At 43.6% G+C, this 23031-nt stretch carries 13 protein-coding genes; 2 read left to right on the forward strand and 11 right to left on the reverse strand.

Annotation, left to right across the window (positions count from 1 at the left end; all coding sequences use genetic code 11):
- Positions 1-67: 67 nt before the first annotated feature.
- The 8 genes from sov to ACFQ1M_RS02160 form a co-directional block, all read right to left on the reverse strand.
- Positions 68-7426, reverse strand: coding sequence for a T9SS outer membrane translocon Sov/SprA (gene sov, locus ACFQ1M_RS02125; RefSeq protein ID WP_386403167.1), 7359 nt, complete (start codon positions 7424-7426; stop codon positions 68-70).
- A gap of 5 nt (positions 7427-7431) precedes the next feature.
- Complete coding sequence (gene ruvA / locus ACFQ1M_RS02130) at positions 7432-8013, reverse strand: Holliday junction branch migration protein RuvA (RefSeq protein ID WP_386403170.1); 582 nt, start codon at positions 8011-8013, stop codon at positions 7432-7434.
- Positions 8014-8057: 44 nt separating this feature from the next.
- Positions 8058-10343 carry an NADP-dependent malic enzyme gene (locus ACFQ1M_RS02135; protein ID WP_386403173.1) on the reverse strand — a complete coding sequence of 762 codons (2286 nt, stop codon included), beginning with the start codon at positions 10341-10343 and terminating at the stop codon, positions 8058-8060.
- Positions 10344-10409: 66 nt separating this feature from the next.
- Positions 10410-11348 carry a carbohydrate kinase family protein gene (locus tag ACFQ1M_RS02140; RefSeq protein ID WP_386403176.1) on the reverse strand — a complete coding sequence of 313 codons (939 nt, stop codon included), beginning with the start codon at positions 11346-11348 and terminating at the stop codon, positions 10410-10412.
- 8 nt (positions 11349-11356) lie between these two features.
- Entirely contained in the window at positions 11357-12526 is a 1170-nt protein-coding gene (locus tag ACFQ1M_RS02145; RefSeq protein ID WP_386403179.1) for an amylo-alpha-1,6-glucosidase, read from the reverse strand.
- Entirely contained in the window at positions 12526-14385 is a 1860-nt protein-coding gene (locus ACFQ1M_RS02150; RefSeq protein ID WP_386403182.1) for a trehalase family glycosidase, read from the reverse strand. The genes ACFQ1M_RS02145 and ACFQ1M_RS02150 overlap by 1 nt, the downstream gene beginning before the upstream one ends.
- Positions 14369-15595: an MFS transporter gene (locus tag ACFQ1M_RS02155; RefSeq protein ID WP_386403185.1), complete on the reverse strand. Its 1227-nt coding sequence runs from the start codon at positions 15593-15595 to the stop codon at positions 14369-14371. The genes ACFQ1M_RS02150 and ACFQ1M_RS02155 overlap by 17 nt, the downstream gene beginning before the upstream one ends.
- 81 nt (positions 15596-15676) lie before the next feature.
- Positions 15677-17395, reverse strand: a complete 1719-nt coding sequence (locus ACFQ1M_RS02160) for a sodium:solute symporter (RefSeq protein ID WP_386403188.1) — start codon at positions 17393-17395, stop codon at positions 15677-15679.
- Positions 17396-17593: 198 nt separating this feature from the next.
- On the opposite strand from ACFQ1M_RS02160, the gene ACFQ1M_RS02165 reads away from it, so the two are divergent.
- Positions 17594-18628 carry a LacI family DNA-binding transcriptional regulator gene (locus tag ACFQ1M_RS02165; protein ID WP_386403191.1) on the forward strand — a complete coding sequence of 345 codons (1035 nt, stop codon included), beginning with the start codon at positions 17594-17596 and terminating at the stop codon, positions 18626-18628.
- The gene (locus ACFQ1M_RS02170; protein WP_386403194.1) at positions 18625-19644 is read left to right on the forward strand and encodes a LacI family DNA-binding transcriptional regulator; all 1020 of its coding nucleotides are present in this window, start codon (positions 18625-18627) and stop codon (positions 19642-19644) included. The genes ACFQ1M_RS02165 and ACFQ1M_RS02170 overlap by 4 nt, the downstream gene beginning before the upstream one ends.
- On the opposite strand, the gene queG is transcribed toward ACFQ1M_RS02170, so the two are convergent.
- The 3 genes from queG to ruvB all read right to left on the reverse strand — a co-directional run bounded on the left by queG (position 19634) and on the right by ruvB (position 23014).
- On the reverse strand, positions 19634-20569 hold the full coding sequence (gene queG / locus ACFQ1M_RS02175) for a tRNA epoxyqueuosine(34) reductase QueG (protein WP_386403197.1): 936 nt from the start codon (positions 20567-20569) through the stop codon (positions 19634-19636). The genes ACFQ1M_RS02170 and queG overlap by 11 nt on opposite strands.
- Before the next feature lie 3 nt (positions 20570-20572).
- Positions 20573-21904 carry a cytochrome P450 gene (locus ACFQ1M_RS02180; protein WP_386403200.1) on the reverse strand — a complete coding sequence of 444 codons (1332 nt, stop codon included), beginning with the start codon at positions 21902-21904 and terminating at the stop codon, positions 20573-20575.
- Between the two features lie 87 nt (positions 21905-21991).
- Complete coding sequence (ruvB, locus tag ACFQ1M_RS02185; RefSeq protein ID WP_386403203.1) at positions 21992-23014, reverse strand: Holliday junction branch migration DNA helicase RuvB; 1023 nt, start codon at positions 23012-23014, stop codon at positions 21992-21994.
- Positions 23015-23031: the final 17 nt, after the last annotated feature.

Raw genomic sequence — 23031 nt, forward strand, 5'->3', positions numbered from 1 at the left:
CATTCAATTTTGAATGACGTACGCAAATGTACTTTTTTAGCCGCAAAATATAAAAGAGCTGAATTAATTAATTCCCAAAATTATATCTCAATGTAAATCCAGATCGAATGGTCGTTTGCGGGAAAGCCGTTGAGATCGCAAATTTAGAGAAGGTGTGGTCATAAAAGAATAGTGTCGTAAGGTTTTTACTCAAGGCATAATCTGCGGTAAATTTTATGCTCCAAATGTTCTGACCAGCCGTCACTTGATTGCTATTGATGTCCAAATTTCTGATGATGGTAAGGTTATCCCTCAAAGACAGATCCGCCTTAAGGTTGATATCTCCTTTCAAGGTTACTTTTTTACCTCCCAGATTCGTGTTAAAACGCACATCGCTAAAACGATAGCCCAGTCCTATCACATACTCATTACCCTTGGTCTCTGTGAGTAAATTGTTGTCCAAACTCAGTGATAAGGCCCGGTCTTTTCGCAATTCAGCTAAAATTCGGATAGAGTTTTGCATTTCCATATCGAAGGAGATCAACGGATTGAATTGCTCTACCAAATTCACATTAGTGATCAAGGTTTCGTTAAGGAAGTCGTCGTTCACTGGATTGATAGGTCTAAATCCGGGAACGATAGGGTCTCCATTCGCATCTAAATTGTCTCGCACCTGTTGCTGGTAATCTAAGTTCGCGTTAAAGTTGTTGATCGTATAACTCGCTCGATACCCATGCGCCAATGAAAAACGTTTGAAATTCTTCTTAAACCATTTTAGACGCATCAGTCCAGTATATTTTAAGGTCCAGTTGGGCAGCGGCACATCCCTGAATGTCCGCAAACTGATCTTGCTCGCATCCCTACCTTTGTATGCCGCCAAAAACGCTGGAAGCAATACGGCCTGGTTGTTCTTGCTAAAGCGCTCTGGGAAACCATCTGCATCCAAGTTGGTATCGATGGGCTCGCCATTGGCCAATGCCAAACGCTGCGCTATTAGCAACCTGTTCTCTTTGAAATCCTCGAATGCTTGAGATATTTCCTCATCACTTTTACCAAAGGCCGTGCCGATGAGAATTGTAGAGATTCCGAAATTCCCGAAACGGTTGCCTATTTGTGGAATGTATTCAAGTTCTCCGCTTATCGGGTTGGGTCGTACTTCAAAGTTCTCCGCAAAGTTCTCAGAGAAGTTACGGTTACCCACCACATCGATCGTAAGGTCTGGAATAAGGTCGATACCTGCATTATAATCTATCTGAGAGTTGTCGATCTCGGTAAATTGCTGATTGAAGTTTGGGAACTGCGTCAACCATCCTTGTTTTGCTGCTTCAAAACGAATGTCCTGCTGACTTCCGAAGATAAAACCAACCGATGGCTTCAAAGTTCCGATGAACCCGACATCTGGAAGATATCCTGGAAGCACCTTTCCGCCATTTTGAGAATAATTCAGTTGAAAACGCTTTACAGCTGTGATCAGCCCTATTCCTGTATTCAGAATTTTGGTTCCCACATTGTCTTTCACCTTTTTCTCTTTCTTAGGTGGTTTGGCTCCTGGTACGGGAGGCGTCTTTGTTCCGCCACCGCCAGGGCCTGCAATTTTCTTGGCGCCTGCTTTTTTCTTTACTTTTTTTACCAATCCAACCGATTTGTATAGCTGGTCCAACGCCAAAGAGGTGTTGATGCTGTGTGTGGCAGCATTTTCAACCCTGTTTACAATTCCCAGTGTATTTCCATTTTCATCTCTCACATCCTGCAAGGCATCTGAACCTCTGGTCCAGGCAAAATTACCTGTATAGTTATAACTCGAAGTAACGAAACCTAGCCCAGGAATCTTGCTAAAAGGCAGATCGTAAGTAACATTTAGCGCAGTACTATGCCTGTTGGGATCTCCAGTATCCCAAAAGCCATCCCACAATCCCAGATCCCTGTTGATCGTGCCGTCATCCTCAAAATAGTTCTTTACAATAAAATTGTTGGAAGCCGTGAAATTCATTCGCAAGGAACGTGTGAAATTATGAGTGATCGCATAGGACCAATCGAACAAGAAATTCCGTTGCTGCAAGGTTGGAACGATAGAGCCTTGAGGCAACCCAACATCTCTAAAGGTCTGCTCATTGAAGCTACGGTTGATATTCGAGGTCAATGAGATATTTGAAGGAAGTAGATTCAAGTTAAGGTCCTTTAACCAGGTCAAGTATTTCTTTTCACTTAAGAATTTCATATTCTTAAACGGCTCAAAATACTTTGGTTTAAAGCTATATCCATAATTGGCTCCCACGCGAACTTGCTGGTCGATAAATTCTGCTATCTCGTAATTATGTCTATTGGTCTCGTTATAAGAATACGAGAAGTCGAAGTTCTCAATATCATAGAAGCGTTGCTCTTGTTCGGCTCCTCTGTTTTTCCGCACACCGATAAAGTTGACGCTTCTACGCTTGGTATAGTCTATCGCCGTATTTCGTATCGAATCTTTGTCTTGCTGAGTGTCTGCAGCATCTATTTGGTCTTGCAGTTTCAGATCTTGGAAGAAGGGATCGAACTCTGGAGTGATCAGCTCTTCAGAAATACTATAGTTGAAAGGCACCTGTATGCCCCACTTTTTAGGTAATAGCTGTCCAAGATTCACATTGGTGTTCAAGGCATATTCTTGTGCATCCTCTCGTGCACGAGCATTGGGCACCTGATCGATCGACCCAAAACCAATGGTACTGATACTTCCAGTTGCAGAGACTGATGCGAAATCCGCCAAATTAGCGTCTAAGGCCCCAACAGCGGCCCAACCACCTTGCTGATCCAATTCGGCCAACCGCAATTCATTGAACCATACTTCCCCGTCAACATCCCTGTTGGTTCCGTTCTTGATACCGATCATCATATTTCGGATACTGCCAAGCGTTGGATTTCCCGAGATCGCTACCCGATGTCTTCCCGCAATAGGGGTCACATTTGCCGTTAACACATCTCCCACAAAGGTCAATTCCTCTCCATTGACATCAAAGAACAAGGCGTCTGTCGTTAATGCCCCCGATGTCAATGCCTCTGACTTGATCCTAGAAAGAACGTCCAGCGAAAGATCGATGGAATTTTGATCTGGCCAAACCTGTTCCGCAGACAATCTGTTGGACTGGCCGATCACATACGGTGTTGGCGAAAGTGGCACTTCTATCTGATAATAATTCTCATTAAGGTCGGTACCAATTCGAAGGAAACCGATAAGGTCGCCATCGGTGATATCTGGTTCATCTTGCAATCGTTCGGCATGCATAAACATTTTGATCTGTTTGTATTGCCGCATATCCACATCGACATTCTTAAACACCCCTCTTGCGTCATCCACTTCGAGATCACGCACTCTAAACGCCAAGGACTGCTCATTGAGATTGACGATGGTGTTGTTGTTGTTTAACTGTTCCCGTTGCAACCCTGGAGGTAAGACATAATTAATTGGAGAACGATTCTCATTCTCTAGAATGTTCACAGCACTTACATCTACAGTTGTATTTGGGTCTCCAGAGTTATCGGCTTCTTGGTCCAAGGACTGCGTGTAACGCCTCCAATCTCCTCGTATGAGGTCTAAGGTTCCAAAACGCATTACCACAGGCTGGTCGAAACCAGTAAGGTACATTCTCATAAAACGCACGGAGCGTAAGTCTGAGATATTATCTGGATTTTCAAAGAAAGGTGCAAAGGTCGGATTCTCGTAGAAACCAGGGGTTACCGGTATCTTAAATTGTATCCAGCGCACCTCTGGGATCACATCATTGTTGGGCACCTCCACATTGCTTAAAATTCTGATATCAGTAACAAAGGGATGATTCTCAGGTCGCATGTTCTTTCTTATCGGAATACGATATCCCAGATAATTATTGATGGTATTCATCGTCTGGTCTCGGTTGATATCCTCCGTATCTGGCAAGGTCGTAGCCCCACGATTCGTATCTCCCACGATCACGGGCGAGTTTCCGTCGGTACCATTATAATCTCTATACCGCTCTAAGATGGTTCCGTCAGCGGCCAGGTAGAAACGGTAATTGTCCAAAGCGGGATCTTCTAATCCGCTATATCGTTGTTTTAAGGCAAAGGCTGTAGCATCAATATCTGGTGGTGTACCCGGAGTTGGGTCTGAACCATCTTCAAAAGCATCGGACAAACCGTCAAAGCCAACATCTTGCGCCTCCCTATTAGTTTCATCTGCATCAAAGGCATAGACTAAAGACTGGGCAGAGGGGACCGATGCCCAATTTGTTTCAGTTACGAAATCATTACTTGTAGGGGTTGGCAAACCATTTTCATATTGTTTTCTTCCATCTTTTAATACATCCTCGGAAATATTTCCCAAGTTGAATACCAGTTCTCCCAAGTCGGTACCCGGAGCGGTAGAGTCGGTAAAAGTATCCAACAACCAGAACTGAATGAATTCTACATTGGCCTGCTCAAAGTTGGTCGAAGTGATGGCACGAGTAATTCCACCCCAGTTTTGTGATGGATTAGGAATCTCGTTAAGATTGGCTGTAGTATTCTGATTGGTATAATTGTAAGGCCCTCTTTCTTCGGGATAATAAGCCAGGTCCAAGGTAGTCTGTACCGTATTCTGTCCCTGTACCAGATTTTGCTGCGGAAAGATCTCGTTGATAAAGATGCGACGCGTCTCATTTAATGAGATATCATCATCACTGACATCGCCCGGACGCTGGGAGCTATAAAAAATAGGGTCGATCGTGTACCAAGCTAATTTTGCTCTATTAAACCCAGAACCTAAATCGTCATTAGGCAAATCACCTCCCGGAACTTCTTCTGGCACACTTGATAAACTCCAGGCCAGCACACCTTTCATATCGATATTGGTCTGTGAGCCTTCAAAATCATCCACATAGGAGGTCGCCTCCCCTTGGAATTCAGAATTTTTGGAAGCTCCAGCCGCCAAATACGCAAATTCTCCACGTACCGACACATTGGATGGTGCATCGGTATCGATATTGGGTAACTTATTCACCATTCTGGTCAAAAATGGTACTTCGGTAGAATAGTTACCTCGAAAACCTAACATGGTATTGTTTACAGGTTCTACCCCGTAATTTGCCTTTTGGGTCAGCGGACGTTCATTAAGATTTAAGACGGTAGCGCCAATAATAAAATTGTCATTGAACTGATGCTCTATATCCAAGCCAGTGAAGCGCTTGTTTTGCTGCCCAAAGACCGAATTGTTCTCTACCGAAACTTCGATGGGGGTGTTGGACGCCTTGAGGGCTTCATCCAAAATTTGCACACGCCCGATCTGGTAATTCACCGTATAGTCCACCCCTTCTTGTAAGACACGACCACCAGCGGTAACACGTACCGACCCTCGTGGGACGTTGAACGCGCCGATCGGAATACCATCACCGGCACCAGAAGATTTGTAACGACCCTTTAATTGAAACTTATTCTGTTCGCTACTTTCAAAAGCCGCAGCTTTGGTCTTATCATAGAGATCCCTATAGACGTATTTTGCCTGATTGGGATTATAGGTGGACGGATCGTTATAATTCTCAGGACCCACGCCGGGTGTATTGTCGAGTGTTTCGAATAAGAATTCCCCAAAAGGCTCTACCGTGGTAAAGATGATGCGGCCATATTGTTCATCGACCGTAATTCCAGGGAGGTAATCAAAGAATCCATCTCCCCCTTCTTGTGGGTCGTTATAAATATTTAACTTGTCCAATCTAAAGACGTTGAGCAATATCGTTTCCTGCAGGTCGGGATCGGGAAAGTTGGTTCCTGAGACCGGCGTGATATAGTTGATCGGGGAAGGATCTGAATACAGAATATTCATTGAGAAATCTTCGCGATTCAACTGAAAGGCCCCTGTAGAATAGATGTTCTTCATCATCAGGTCCCACACGGGCTGATCTACATTGGTAACGCTACTCTTCAGCATTTTTAGCACCAGACTCTGATTGTTCACTTCGATGACCTGACCATTGACATCCAATTCTACATCGGTAGAGTTCACCCCATCATTGGCGAATTCTCCCACTTGGAAGACTTGGCCCCCAGCGGTATATTGAAACGCAACGGCGATGACCTCATCATTGCTGAGTCGTTGATTCAAGGAAATATACCCAAGCTGCGTGTTGAGTTGATACTCGTTCGGCTCTAATTTTCGTGCCGATTCCATCACCGCATAATCAAAACCTTCTTGTGCTGTCCCTTGGGTAAAACCACTTTGGACAGTGGCGATGTCCCGTATAGCCTCTGACAAGATATTGCCTGCATTCCCTATTTCCGTGGGGTCGAAGTTGTTATTGCTGTTATCGGGAAATGCATTGGGGTCTGCCGTATTAAAGAAAGTAGCCACCTGATCGTCATAGGTCGTTTTTTCTGGATTGGACTCTCCCAGATCTTGAATGGCCACCACATTCCTCACATTGTTCGTCCTTGCCGTACGGTTGGTGACATACACCTCTATACGAGTGATCTGAATGGGCGAATTGATATAAGGATACGAACTGATATTGTTATTGTAGGTATCTCTAAAATATTGCGACAGGAAGAAGTGACGATCCTCGTCATAATCCAATGCGAACAATTGAAACTCTTGTAGCGTTCCTCCACCTTGGGCCGTGACCGACTGGGTTTGGGAACGTTGTTCGGAAAAGACACCCGTGATCCTCGTTCTTCCAAATTGTAGCTCGGTCTTTACTCCAAAAAGGCTTTGAGCTCCATTGATCAACGAGCTGTTGATCGGCATGGATACGTTACCCACTTCGATCTTTCTAATGATATCATCCTCGGTAGGGGCGTATTCTAATTTGATCAGGTTTTGAAAGTTGAAGGTGGATTGTGTATCGTAATTGGCAGTCACTCTTAGACGCTCTCCAACTTTACCCAACAAACTAAGGCTAATACGCTGATCGAAGTCAAAGCTGATATTGCTTCTATTTCGAGGTGATAATGAAGGGTTATCGTTCTTTTGATAGCGTATTCCAAGGTCCATGGCCACAGAACCCTGCGGGATGACCTCGATGGTGTTTCCTCCAAAAATGGTCTCGAAGAAACTAGAGTTGATATAAAATTCTGGTAAGAGATTTTTTCGTGCCTCTTCGGTACCATCTTTTCTCCCAGAGATGGCATCGATCTTTTCTTTGAAATAGCCCTTCATACTCTCTTTGAGGATAAGGTCTTGATATTGTTCGGGAGAAAGGATCAGCGGATATTTGATGTCGAATTCACCGACGGTCTCGGTGTAGACGTACTTGTCGAGTAAAGGGTCGTAGGTGTATTTTTGAACGATGCTATTGGGGTTCTTCAATTCGATCCTCCCTAAGCTATGGCCCGTCTTCACTGAATCTTGAACGGCTTCGTTCGGAGTTTGTTGCGCCCAAGTAGCACTGAGACCACCAAAGAGAAATAGTGCGAAAACGAAACGATGTATTCTTGTAAAAAATATTGGTTTGTTAGTTGTTTTCAATACAATTATAATTTTTTAAGCGCCCCTTTAATAATATCCTCTACGGCAAGTTCCGGAGTTTCCTTAAGGAGTTGATCCACTACTTTTTCAGAGGATTTTCGCGTGAAGCCCAAAACCTCTAATGCAGATAACGCTTCATCCTTATTGGTATTGCTTTCAAAAGGAGAAATTTCGTCGATGTCAAAGACCTTCAATACTTTGTCTTTTAGATCCAAAATAACACGTTGCGCAGTTTTAGCCCCAATTCCTTTGACAGCCTGTATCGACGCGACGTCGCCCGCTGCGATAGCATCTCTTACCATTTCGGGACTCATAGAAGATAGCATGGTTCGGGCAGTGCTTGCTCCCACCCCAGAAACCGACAGCAATAGCCTAAAGATGGTACGTTCGGATTTCTCCACAAAACCGAATAAGGTATGAGAATCTTCTTTCACTATTAAATGGGTGAATAGGCTGAGATTTTCAGCATCCGGAATTTTGGAAAATGTATGCAGCGATATATTAATAAAATACCCCACTCCATTGCAGTCGATTACAACTTCGGTAGGGTTCTTTTCTACTAGCCGCCCTTTGATGTGCGTGATCATGTTTTGGGTCCCAAGATTAAAGTCCCAAATGTAACAAAATCATTTTAATCCGCTCGCTGATGTTTTTCCTTTTCTTGGGCGTCGATGACCGCCACGGCTGCCATGTTGACCATTTCTTCAACACTAGCGCCTAACTGCAAGACGTGCGCGGGCTTTTTCATCCCCAATATGATGGGACCGATAGAATCGGCCTTGTTCAATTCTTTCATCAGCTTATAGCTTATGTTTGCTGAGTCTAAATTGGGGAAGACCAAGGTGTTGACCTTTTTTCCTGCCAATTTGGAAAACGGAAACTTATCCTGATGCATTTCTTTATTCAATGCAAAATCCGATTGCACTTCACCATCCACAACGATATCTGGATAGTAACGATGCAGATACGCGACAGCTTCCCCTACTTTCCTTGATCTTTCGTTATCCGATGACCCAAAGTTGGCATAAGAGAGCATCGCAATGATCGGTTCCATTCCAAACATACGCACGGCATAGGCGGTCATTTGAGCGATCTTCGCCAGTTCTTTTGCTGAAGGGTCAATATTGATCGAGGTGTCTGACAAAAACATCGGTCCCCGTTCGGTGATCATCAGGTTGGTCGTAGCCACCTTTGCAACACCAGGTGCCTTTCCAATCAATTCCAGCAATGGTTTAAGCACGGTTGGATAGCTTCGAGAATAGCCCGAAAGCATGGCATCGGCATCGCCTTCGTTCACCATCATTGCAGCAAAATAGTTACGTTCGCGCATCTTTGCCCTAGCATCGTAATGCGTAACACCTCTGCGCTTTCTAGATTGCCAGTAGATCTTGGCATAATGATCCTTGATCTTCTTGTACTCATCACTCTTTGGATCGACAATAGGTACTTCGGTATCAAATTCTATTTCTGCCATCAGCTCCTTGATCACATCCTCTCTTCCCAATAGAATTGGGTGCCCGATGCCTTCATCAAGAACGATTTGAGCAGCTTTGAGAACATCAAGCTGGTCAGCTTCTGCAAATACAATTCTTTTTGGATTGGTCCTTGCACGATTGTGCAACAAACGAACGATCTTATTATCATTCCCCAGTCGCTGTAACAATTCCTCTTCGTACTTTTCCCAATCCTCAATGTCTTCCCTTGCTACACCACTTTCCATCGCCGCCTTTGCCACAGCTGGTGGAACTTCGGCGATCAACCTTGGGTCAAATGGTTTTGGTATGATATATTCTTTTCCAAAGGTGAGTTTGGTCTCCCCGTAGGCGATGTTCACCTGCTCTGGGACCGGTTCTTTTGCAAGATTTGCCAGTGCTTTGACGGCAGCCATCTTCATGGCCTCATTGATCTTTGTTGCCCGCACATCCAAAGCTCCTCTAAAGATGAAAGGGAATCCGAGCACATTGTTTACCTGATTGGGATGGTCGGAACGTCCGGTGGCCATAATGATATCATCTCGGGTATCGATCGCTAGGTTGTAGGAGATCTCCGGATCTGGATTGGCCATGGCAAAAACGATCGGGTTTTTGGCCATCGACATCAACATTTCGGGAGAAACGATATCAGCAATGGAAAGTCCGATAAACACGTCGGCATCTTTCATTGCCTCTTCCAACGTATCGATCTTCCTTGATGAAGCAAATTCTTCTTTTTCTTTACTAAGTCCTTCCCTATCTTTTCTGATAACTCCCTTGCTATCCAACATAACGATGTTCTCGGCCTTCGCACCAAACGCCTTGTACAATCGTGTGCAAGACACAGCAGCTGCCCCAGCACCGCTTACCACGATACGCACCTTATCTATCTTCTTTTTGGCGATCTCTAGAGCGTTTAGCAAGGCAGCGGCAGAAATGATCGCAGTACCATGCTGATCATCATGCATTACTGGGATGTCCAACTCTTCTTTCAATCTGCGTTCGATCTCGAAGGCCTCTGGCGCTTTGATATCTTCTAGATTGATTCCTCCAAAAGTAGGTGCGATGGTCTTTACTGTTTCAACGAATTTATCGACATCCTTTGTATCCAGTTCGATATCGATACCATCGATGTCGGCAAATATTTTGAACAATAGCCCTTTTCCCTCCATCACAGGCTTGGATGCCTCTGGACCAATGTCTCCCAAACCAAGAACTGCTGTTCCATTGGTGATCACGGCCACCATATTTCCTTTGGCGGTATATTTATAGACGTTATTGGTATCGCGAGCGATCTCCAAGCAAGGTTCGGCAACACCTGGCGAGTAGGCCAATGCCAAATCTCGTTGAGTTGCATATCTCTTCGTTGGAACGATCTTTATTTTGCCAGGCGTTGGTTTTGCATGGTATATAAGCGCTTCGCGTCTTTTACTTTCTTTACTCATATCGTTGGTTGAAATGAATTATTTGGCTAACAAAGGTAAGGGGATTTATCTTCTGAAACATCATTATTATGTAATCTTCAATAACTCTGAGAGCACATCGACATTCTCGGGTAAACGTCCCACGTTCTGAAGCTTCAATGCAGCTAGCATCAAAGCTGTTTTAAGACATTGCTCCGTCGTTTTGTCTTTGATATAGGCAAACAAGAATCCAGACCAAAAGGCATCTCCTGCTCCAGTAGCGTCCATCACTTTTTCGATCTTGATAGCTGGTAGAGAAATTGGTTCTTTTCCTTTTTGTGAGAGTTTTACGCCTTTGCTTCCCAAGGTGAGACAAACAATGGTCACTCCCAACTGATGGAAGAAATCGAAGATCTCTTGATGGGATAATTCTTTATCGAACAAACGTGCCATATCATCTTCGCTTACCTTGACCAGGGGATCGAGAGAACAATATTCTTTGATGATACGCATCGCCTCCATCCGATCGGGCCAAACTCTTTCGGCGTAGTTCACATCGATGCTTAGCTTTGCCCCTAGACCATTGGCTTCTTTAGCTTTGGAAATGATGGTTTGCTGCGAAGGTTTTCCACTCAAAGCAAAGGCGGTCGTATGAAATACCTTTGTTTGGCCCAGTAAGGCTGCAGGAAGTTGCTCTGCGTGAATCTGTTGATCTGCCTGCCGATAAGGAATGAAATCGGGAGTACCAGTGGTCTTCGAAACAAAGATCACCGTGGTTGGGGTATTATGAAGACTTCTTACATTGGAAGCATCAATGCCTGCCGTTTTGAACTTATCCAAAATATATTCTCCAAACCCATCTTTTCCTACCGATGCCACCATGGCCGTGTGCATTCCCAGCCGCGCCATATTCATTGCTACATTGGTAGGCGACCCTCCCAGATATCTATGATAATCCTTGGTCTCGCTGATTCTTGCATCCATCTGGTGACCTATAAAGTCTATGAGTGTTTCTCCCACACATAAGATATCTACCGTCTTTTCCATACTATTGATCAGGTTAAAAGTTCTTTTCCTTCCAAAGAATTCTTAAGCAACACAGCACCTGCAGCACTCCAGGCGCAATGCTTCACCCCGGTGGTCATACCGGTTTCGGTATTGAAGTTTTCATAAAATCCCCAATCTGCCTTCTCATTTAAATCGTCGATCTTTTCCAACACCTGTGCGGCCTCATCTCTTTTGTCATATTTGAGCAATCCGAGACCATAGAACCCATTGACCATTTGCCAGGTTCCGCCATTGTGAAATTCATACGGGATATTTCTAAACTCATACTTACAATTATTCTCTAAAAGCTTCCAATCCGCATCCTCAGGTTTGATTGGTGGCCAAAATGCTGGCAAAAGTTGTAATTTTAATGATGTTCTCAATCTTTCTGAATGTTGAATCACAACTTCGGCAAATTCTTCGTTATCGATTTCCAAGATCAAAGCGATCGCATTGGCCAAGGCATCATATTGTTTTTGATATCCTGATGGGTTGAAGCTTGCCACCCAATAGTTCTTTTTGCGCAATTGTTTATACGCTTTTGGATGGTAGGGCTCATTACGAATATGATGCTTGCGATAATTTTCGATGATCTTTCTCGTCACCTTCTTTATTTTCGTCGCTGTTGCTTCATTGGGAAACAACTGTTGGTAACATCGAAGCGCCCATAAGCGCAATAACTGATCGTATAGAATATAACCTTCGGTAATATATTCATCAGCCCAATTACCCGAACGTGGGACATAAACCAAATGATTATTGTTAAACTCCCATGCCTCGAGCAATCGGAAACCTCTATCGATATTTTGAAGATGCCTATTGGCAAACTCGATATTGTCGGTCAATTTTGCATAGTTGCAAACCCCAATGATGAACCATGCCACGGTATCTACACGACCGGCTAGGCCTCCAAAGCTTAAGAGGGTCTTAGGTTTATCGAAAAAGACATTGGAAGGAATATTGCCCAAGGCGTGTTGATGGTCTGCCAATGTTTGCAAGGTGGCCCTGAACGTTTTTACCAATTGCTTATCCCCATCGAGCAAGGCTGCCAACCCGCAAATGACACCATCTCTAGCCCAAATTCTTCGATAATTGGTAATATCGTTGGCACTTGCCAAAAATCCTTTGTCGGTTGTTACTTTTTCGAGTAAGGCTATCGCTCTTTTATAGGCTTCCATTAGTTGAAGAGTTGATCGGGATCCATAAGTTTGTTTAAATTGTTTCGGTCTTTTTTAGCTAGAAGGCTCAATCCATATTGATAGGAAGCATTCATCCACCCAAAACCCGAGGTCGTAATATAATCGAATTCGGTACCGACATTTCCATATTCGGCATATACTTTATGTGTACAGGCTACGACATCATACTTTTCTGGTATCGTTCCGTTGTAATCCACAGCATTCTTGGTGATCGTCCACAGCCAACGATAGATGAGTTCGCGAGCTTCCTCTTTAAAACCATAATTGAGCAATCCTTTCCAAATGATCATCTGATGAGGCGCCCATCCATTTGGGTAATCCCATTGTCGTTGTGGCAAAGAGGGGTCTCTGTCTTCCATCATCTTCTTTGAAGTTCCGGAGATGCCGCCTTTTTGTTTTAAGGTTTCAAATAAGGTCTTGACCATTTTTTCGGCTTGTTCTTTCGAACATAATCTTGCCCAAAGTGGGTAGAAATTGGAAGCCGACTCGAACTTGGTCTTTTTCTTATACTTGATATCGTAATCAAAAAAGCTGTCGTGCTTTTTACTCCACATATATTCATTCATTCGGGCTTTTCGCGAAAAAGCAAGGTCTTGCCAATATTCTGATTTGTATTTCTTGCCTTTCGAGCTTACAAACTTGTCATCAAAATAGGTCTCGATCAAATAGGCGATATCTGTCTCGTACTTGAACAAAAGGGAATTAAGGTCCACACAATTGAGATTGGCACAGACACCATCTAACCGCCAGCTCGTATCATGACCGCTTTCTCTGAGACTTCTATCGTGAATGAAATAACGGTCGAGATCGTCGTCATTGATCTCTCCAGAGGTATAGGATCTGGTAAATTCTTGGAGTGAAAGCTCATACTTTCTAGCATAGGTCTTTAGAACCTCATCGAAATGTCCATCTTCGGTCTCGGGGGGTATGCCGATGCCTTCTGCGAGATAGCGGTTGAGCTCATTCTTGGTAAGCCGTTTCCCCGAAACCATCCATACATTCTTGTATTCTTTGATGGCCATTTCCAAGGTCGAGGACAACCAAGCATGATCGGTGCCGCCTTCTGCCTCATAGACCTCTCGAATGAATGAGGTAAGAAATGGCGGCTGCGTTCGGGTAAGATAATAGCTGCGATTGGCATTCAATATCTTACCATAATGTTTTACTTGATAGCAGAAGTTATCCACCATGGCCTTTGCAAGATCGATACGACCATCGAGCAACAGCCCGATGCCTTCGAAATAGCTATCCCAACCGTACATTTCGTTGAACCTTCCTCCTGGAACCACGAAGGGCACCCCTTTATTTTTCTTGAGCTTCAATGCCAATATACCAGGCTTGTCATTGATCGACCTCACATATTCGGGTGTGATATTTTGGGGCAAGGTGATCACTTGCAGTTGAGGAAGTTCCTTAGTTAACTCTTTGTAATAATTTATTCCCTTTTTATCATCGACCGGCACATAGATTCTTTGCGTTTTATCAGTGGCTTTCTCATCTTCCAGGATCCTTTGGATACCTTTCCTGTCGATGGTGCGTGTAAGGTCGTCCCAGAAGTAATCTCTGATCATTCTAGAAATGCGATCGGTGGGAGGCTCTTCAATTTGGTCAAGAGAAATCTCGGCGACCTTTTTGCCTTTTTTCTTCTCTAATGCAAGTTCTTGCAGCAGGTTTGAAAGATGATAGGTTCCTTTTACGATATATTCTTTACCATCGTCACTTTGCAACTTCAACTTTTTAGGGCCTTGATCCTCTTTGGTGATCTTTTTATCACCATCGGTGTCTTCCTGTGCAAGAAGAACGGCAAGGGTCTCTTTTATGTTAAGCTTGAAGTGCATTCTTTGCGGTAAGTCGTTTTAGAATAAAATACGAAATTAAAAGCAGCCCCATCGGTATGAGGGTATAATAAAATGCATTTTCTGGACCTTTGTTCTTAAATAACCACCCTATGACCCTTGAGCCAAAAGTTCCTCCTAGTGCCGAGAACACAACGATCAAACCTGTCATTGGACTATGAAGTTTATTGGGCAATGCGCTGAGAACCACAGAATTTAACAATGGATATATCGGTGCTATAAAGAGTCCTACTATAGGAAATGCGAATCCAATTAATGGAATATCGCTCAACTTTTCTATTTCACCCACATCTGCTCCTACCGTTTCGGGCAACACAAAGACAACCATCAGCATCGCAACGACCGTGCAAGATGTAAGCACCCAAATCCAATCTACCTTTCTTGTTAGAACGCCTGCCAACAATCTTCCTATTGCAAGCGAAATGGCAAGGATGCTCGCCATCATGATACTCACGTTCTCTGGAAGGTCCAAGACCTTGTCGTTGAAAGAAGGTAGCCAGGTCATGATTCCCTGTTCTATCATAACAAAAAGGAATGCGCTAATGACAAATACAATGATCAACAATCGTATCAATAAACGGAACATCTGTGCAAAGTCATCGACCAAGTTGGCCCCAGGAATTTCTGGTTCTTTCTCAAACTTAGTAAAGAGTAAGAATAAGAAGGACAAAGCAGATAGTCCTGCTAACAGCCAATATACATCGAGCCAAGCGTTGGGGCTATCTTCGCTATTGAAGGCTGGAAACAAAAAGTATGCGAGGGCAATCCCGATCATAAAGACCCCTTCAATGGAACTCATTAGACTATTGTGTTCCTTTTTACTCTCGGTAACCATTCCTATCATGGTATATACCGAAACTTTGATCAATGCAAAAGAAACACCTACTGTAGCAAAAAGCAATTTGGCGGTATCAAAGGAATTTCCAAAATACATGGTCACACAGGCCAAAGCTACGAGCCCTAAGCCGATCAACATGGCTTTCTTATATCCCAATCTTGGAAGAAAAGACGCCACAAAGAAGGATACGATCGCAATAGGAAGGTCTTTGAAGGCCTCCAAAATACTCGCTTGAACCTCATCTACGCCATAATTCTTCTGCGACTTCAAAATCACGATTCCAACGCTATTCAACAGAATTGCAAAGACAAAATAGTTGAGATAGAGCGATATTTTGATTCCCAAGTTTTTCATAGACATTTCAAAAATTAAAAAGATTCCCGCTACGTCATTTTACTGAACCACGGGAATCCCAATCGAGAACAATTGTATCATCTACCAAAAAGACCCCACTACGATTGCCGTAACAATGAGCAAGATAATGGCTAGTTTTCTATAATTCTGGTACCAAGGCAAACTTTTCAGTTCTTCGCTTTCCTCGGTAAACATTTCCTTTTTATAGGTGTATTCTGCTATCTGAGCTGCTGGTGATGGAGGAGTCGCTAAACTTACCACAATGTGAATCACTACACAGATCACAAATAGGATGCTCGCCTTTCCTAAGAAATGAATCTCATTCACCTCTGGCAGCCATTCGAATACCTGCGAAAGGATCATAAATATCGCCAGGGTGAATCCTATGAGTAAGCTAACGATGGACCCATTGCCATTGGCTCGTTTCCAAAACAATCCTAATATAAAGGTTGACACGGCAGGTGGACAAGTGTAGGCAATCACCAATTGAAGATAATTCCAAAGCGAATCACTGACCTTCTCTATCTGAGGTACCCACAAAATTGCCAATACCACCAAGATCACCGTTGTTATCTGGCCAACGCGCACCAATTGTTTGCTTGTAAGCGACGGATTTATCTTTCGCGCAAAATCCATGGTTACCAAGGTCGATGCCGAGTTGAAGGTTGCCGAGACCGATGACATCATCGCAGCCATTAAGCCGGCGACCACCAATCCAAGTACGCCTGTTGGCAACAACTGGAATAGCAATACGGGATAGGTAAGGTTTGGACAATCTGATAGGTCTGCACACACACTTCCATCGGTAAGTTGATAATTAAGTGAGGATATATCAAGTTGATTAAATAGTAATAAAGCCAAAACACCTGGCACTACCATGATAAAGATCACTGGGAGCTTTAAGAATCCTGCGAACAGGGCACCCCAACGTCCATGGTTAAGGTCTTTGGCCCCAAGGACACGTTGCACCATGAATTGATTATTGGCCCAGAAATAAAACCCTAGAAGCGGCACCCCAGTAAGCAAGCCCCACCAAGGCATGAACTCGTCATTGCTAGGCCTTACCAGGCTAAAGACTTGATCGGAAGTCGTTGGAATATACTTTCCTTCCTTTGCTCTATCGCCAAAATCTACATCGCCAGCAGCCAGTGAAATATCTAGTCTGTCCATCATGGCAGACCAACCTCCTCCCAATTCATCAAAGGCGAAGTAGGTAAGTAGACATGAGCCAATAATTAGCAGCACGGCCTGTATCACTTCGGTCTGTATCACCGAGTTCAATCCTCCAGGAATGGTATATGCGGCAGCAGCAACTGCCAATATGATCAATATTGCATTGGGATCCAATTGTGGGAACAATAGGGTCAACACTATTTTGCCAACATAGAGACCAGCGGCGGTATCAACCAAAATGTTACCGACGACCGTGATAAATGAAAAATAATATCTTGATCGGCTGTCATATCTACGTTCTAAAAACTCGGGCATGGTATAGACACCAGACCTGAGGTAAAACGGCAGAAAGAAAATGGAAAAGAAAATAAGGACAACGACAGCGAACCATTCGTAGTTGTAAACGTTGATATTGGTCTGATAAGCATCAGAAGCCAATCCTACTAAGGTAGAGCTCGAGATATTCGCCGAAAACAAAGCGATACCAACTATGGGCCAAGTCATTGTTCGTCCACCTAAGAAATAATCTTCGGAGCTCCCTCGTTTCGATTTAGAAATACCATAAATGATAATACCTACGAGGTAGATGACGATCACCCCAATGTCAATACTAGATAAACTACTCATTAAATGCGGAATTGGTTAGTTAGTTAAAACAGATCATTTTCGATAAATCGATAATTGGTTGAAATAAAACCTATAGATTTCTCAAAATTTTACCATTTTAGTTATCGAATATACATTTTTACAAAATTTTAAAAAAATTATTCGTTTTTTTAATTAGCTTAGAGCCTCGTCGAAAACGTTAACTGTTAATATCTTTAAATGAAAGAAGTGACCCTTAAAGACATCGCTCAAATCTTAGGGATTTCAGTGACTACGGTATCTAAAGCTTTAAAGGGTTACAAGGACGTAAGTCCAGAAACAAGGAAGTCGGTATTGATGCTGGCAGAGAATCTCAACTACAAACCCAACGCCGTTGCACTTAATTTAAAGAATCAGGAAACGCGTACCATTGGGGTGATCGTACCAGAGATCGTGCATAATTTCTTTTCGAGTTGTCTCCATGGCATCATTGCTGAAGCAGAAAAAAACGGTTATTTGGTGATCATTCTTCAATCTGGTGAATCTGACCTGCTCGAACAAAAGCAGCTAGAGATGCTTGTAGACAAGCGCGTAGATGGCATTCTTATCGCAATTGCAGATGCGACGGATGAATACAGTCACATTCAAAGGATCATAAAAAAAGAGATTCCCATCGTTCTGTTTGACAAGGTTACCGAGCAGTTGCCTTGCTCTAAAGTTACCATCGATGATAAGAAAGCTGCATACAATGCCGTTAAAGTACTCATCGACAGTGGATGTAAGAAGATCGCTCATTTGCGCGGTCCTCTTGGTGCTTCCAATGCCGTTGATCGTCATGAAGGCTATGTGAGCGCCTTGGAAGCACATGGTATAGCGTACGACCCCAGTTTGGTGTATATGTGTGATGGATATAGCATAAATGATGGCAAGCAACATGCCGAGGATGCCTATAAAGAAAATCCGGATATCGATGGAGTCTTTTGTATCACCGACATGGTTGCCGCTGGTGCTATCGCTTATTTTAACGAAGAAAAAATTTCCATTCCCGATCAAATTTCTGTGATGGGGTTCAGCAATTCGCCGATCTCCTCGATCATACGTCCATCGCTCTCCACGGTAGATCAGCCAGGAAGGCAGATGGGGAAGGAAGCTGTTTCCTTACTTATAGAGGAAATCGTTAAATTGAAGAAGAAAGAACCTGTAGAACACTACCATGTGCAATTGCCGACCAACATCGTTGTTAGAGATTCGGTAAAAAGCAACCCTCGCCCATGAGCAACGTAACCCTCAAGGATATCGCCGAAATTTTGGGCGTTTCTGTGACCACGGTGTCCAAAGCACTTAAGGACTACAAGGACGTGAAGAAAGAAACTCGGGAGGCGGTGCGCCTTCTAGCGGAAAAGTTGAATTATAAGCCCAATCCACTTGCCTTAAACCTTAGGAATAAAGAATCGAAGACCATAGGCGTGATCATTCCTAGGATCGATCACAATTTCTATTCCAATGTTCTCAATGGAATAATTGAAGAGGCTGAATCTAGAGGCTACTTGGTCATCATCTTGTTTTCAGGAGACTCTGCCAAACTAGAGAAAGAGCAGGTAGAACTCTTAAAAGACAAGAGAGTCGACGGCGTTTTGGTGGCTGTGGCCACCGAAGCTAAAGAGGTGGACCATCTTAAGGAGCTGATGAGAAATAATATTCCACTGGTCCTTTTTGATAAGGTTGTTGAAGATCTAAAGTGTTCAAAAGTAAGCATTGATGATGAAAAAGCTGCTTTCGATGCGGTCACTTATCTGATCGATAGTGGATGCGGACATATCGCACACCTAAGAGGTCCTCTTCCAACCGAGACCTACACCAACCGATATTTGGGCTATAAGAAGGCTGTTGAAGCGGCGGAAATTCAATTTGACCCGTCATTGGTCTATGTCAGCGAAGAACTATCCTTTGAAGATGGTTACGACCTTGCGAAAAAAGTGATGAGCGAACATCCTGAAGTAGATGCCATTTTTGCCATGACCGATCTTGTTGCCATGGGTTGTTTGGCCTTTTGCAAAGATGAGGGTATCAAAGTGCCAGAACAGGTTTCCATTATGGGCTTTAGCAATTGGTTCATGTCCAGAAATAGTTCTCCGAAGCTCTCCACTGTGGATCAACCGATCACCTTGTTGGGCAAAGAGGCCACTTCTATCCTGATCAATGAGATCAAAGAAAAAAAGGAGGATTCTCGTAGCTTGTATCGTTCTGTAAAGCTTCCAACCAAGGTCATTGCGAGAGAGACTACCCGTTAGTTGGTTTCAAAAAGTTGATATTTCGTTTTAAGCCCTCATATTTGGTTCGCTTAACGGCCGACCGCTTAAAAAGTTCTTTGAATACCTCTTCTGTGATCTCCTCCCAGTCATTCTTGCTCATCGATAGCAATTTGGGATGTGGATCAAATAGTGGTTCGCTATGTGATTTTGAAAATCGATTCCAAGGGCATACATCTTGACAAACGTCGCATCCAAACATCCAATTATCAAATTTTCCTTCCATGGTCTCAGGAATTGCCTCCTTTAACTCGATCGTAAAGTAGGAGATGCATTTACTACCATCAACGACATAAGGAGCGACGATCGCATCCGTTGGGCAGGCATCTATACAAGCTGTACAGCTTCCGCAGTGATCGGTAACGGGGGTGTCGTAATCCAACTCTAGATCCACTATAAGCTCTGCAATAAAATAAAAGGACCCAAGTTGTTTGGTAAGGACGTTACTGTGCTTACCCATCCAACCGAGTCCGCTTTTGGTCGCCCAGGCCTTATCCAATACTGGAGCAGAATCCACAAAGGCCCTACCATGTACTTCCCCAACCTCTTTCTGGATGAATTGCAGCAATTGTCTCAATTTATCTTTGATCACAAAATGATAATCTGTGCCGTAAGCATATTTGGATATCTTTGGGGCTTCAGAATCTTCCTGTGTTTCTGATGGAAAATAATTTAATAATACAGAGATGACGCTCTTGGAACCTTCTACCAGTTTGGTCGGGTCTAGGCGCTTATCAAAATGATTCTCCATATAGCGCATCTCGCCATGCATATTATTCTTGAGCCAAGCTTCCAAACGCGGAGCCTCTTCCTCCAAGAATTCGGCCTTACTAATCCCACAAGAGATGAAGCCAAGTCGCCTGGCTTCGGTCTTGATCAGGGCGGTATGTTTTGACTTTAACGACAATGTCTAGTTTCTTTTTGTAAAGGTGACTTCGGCACCCACTGGCTTCAAAGTGATCAGCGGATTGGCGACAATATCCTTTTGCTCGGTCTTAATATCGAAACCTTTGATGATCGTATAAAGCGTCAATAGCATTTCGTATATGGCAAAACCATTACCAATGCAAAGTCGTGGTCCTGCCCCAAAAGGTAAATAACTCCCTGGAAATTGCTCTTTCATCCTTTGAGGAGAAAAACGCTCGGGATCGAAGACACTTGGATCACTCCAATATTTAGGGTTGCGATGTAGTTCATAGAAAGAGATGCCCAACAGGGTACCCTCCTCGATCGCAAAATCACCTACTGTATCATCTGCCAAAGCTACTCTATCGATGATCCATGCCGGTGGATAAAGTCGCATCGACTCGCGGAGGCATTGTTTCGCGTACGATAACTTTGCCAATAGCGATATCAAATCAATATTTTCATCTATATCGTCGATCTCTTGGCGCAGTTTGTTAAGCTCGTTCGGATTTTGCGCCAATAAAGACAACGTAAATGTTAAGGTATTTGCTGTGGTCTCGTGGCCAGCGACGAACAGGATCAAGATCTCATCGATCAGGGTGTCATTGCTCATATTACTGCCATCTTCGTAGGTGACATTTAGAAGCAGGTCCAACAGATCATCGTGCGTATCTTTTGATGCCCTCCGTTCTTCGATGAGCGTAAGAATTATTGCCCTGCTTTCTTTTGCCAGATGCTCATGGTATTTGACTTTACCACTAAGTTTGAACCACCATTTCTTAAAAGGCAAACGTATTTCTTTAACGATATGCGCTTGTAACTCTTCGATGATCTTCTGCAGTCGATCAAAGGTATGTGAGTCCGAATCATAGTTGAAAAGTGCTTGAGCCACCACTTGAAAGGCCAATTTATTCATTAGCGGATACAATGGTACGTTGTCGTCCATTGGTAAGCGCTGAATCTCCGCTTGGATCGTCTTTTTCATGATCCCTAAGAGCCCCTCCATTTTGGTCTTGTGAAATGCAGGCTGAATAAGGCGACGTTGTCGTAACCAATGATCACCATTTGAGGTGAGCAAACCATGACCGATGTATTTGGCCAAATTAACGGTTTGGAGTTTTGATTTATGATAATTCTTATGATTCTTTTGAAGTATATGTCTGGCGACCTCGGCATCTCTAGAGAGAAATATAGGCTTTTTGAAAACAAAGTTTAGCATGAAGGAATCTCCAGCTTCCGAGAAGCATTGGCGGTGAAAAGGAATTGGGTTCTTGGCAATTACCGCTATATTCCAAAAGAATTTGCTAACTTTTATTTTGGGTGGTCTTTTGGCCATATCATATAGGTCTATACATTATAATGTAGGATACACGAATGTCACGCTGAGTGCGCAAGTCAACAAAGCCAGCGCTCAGCCTGACCATCAAAACAAGCCTCCTTGCGTTCCACCTTTGATCCTCCCGAGATGCTTGTAGGCCAATTCTGTTACTTCTCTACCCCGTGGTGTACGGATGATAAATCCTTCTTGAATGAGAAATGGCTCATAAACCTCTTCGATGGTTTCACCACTTTCAGAAACCGCTGTTGCCAATGTAGTGATCCCTACTGGACCACCTTTGAACTTATCGATGATAGTGGTGAGGATCTTATTGTCCATCTCATCGAGTCCATGGGCATCTACGTTAAGCGCTTTGAGCCCATATTTGGCAATTTCGATATCGATATTCCCATTCCCCTTAATTTGAGCAAAATCACGTACTCTACGAAGTAAGGCATTGGCTATACGGGGCGTACCACGACTTCTTCCTGCGATCTCGATAGCCGCTTCCATAGAGATGGGCACCCTAAGTATATGAGCACTTCTTTCCACGATCGTAGAAAGCAGTTCGGTAGTATAATATTGCAATCTACTACTGATACCAAAACGAGCCCGCATCGGTGCTGTAAGCAATCCAGAACGCGTGGTAGCTCCTACAAGCGTAAACGGATGAAGATTGATCTGTACGGTACGGGCATTGGGTCCAGATTCGATCATAATATCGATCTTGAAGTCCTCCATGGCCGAGTAGAGATATTCTTCGACAATTGGGCTCAAACGGTGTATCTCATCGATAAAGAGCACATCCCTTTCTTCGAGATTTGTAAGAAGTCCAGCGAGATCCCCAGGTTTGTCCAATACAGGACCGGAGGTCACTTTAATGCCAACGCCCAGCTCATTCGCTAAAATGTGCGCCAAGGTTGTTTTTCCAAGTCCTGGAGGGCCGTGAAATAAGGTGTGGTCTAAGGCATCATCTCTAAGATTCGCTGCCTGTACGAAGATCTTCAAATTTTCCAGCACCTGTTCTTGGCCAGCAAAATCTTCAAAGCTCAATGGTCGTAACGCTCTTTCGATATCGAGCTCCTCGGAAGAGAATTGTTCGTTTGTAGGATCTAGATTTTCGTTCATATGACCTTCACCCCAAC

Origin of the sequence: Sungkyunkwania multivorans, from assembly GCF_042675645.1 — a bacterium.
Lineage (GTDB): Bacteria > Bacteroidota > Bacteroidia > Flavobacteriales > Flavobacteriaceae > Sungkyunkwania > Sungkyunkwania multivorans.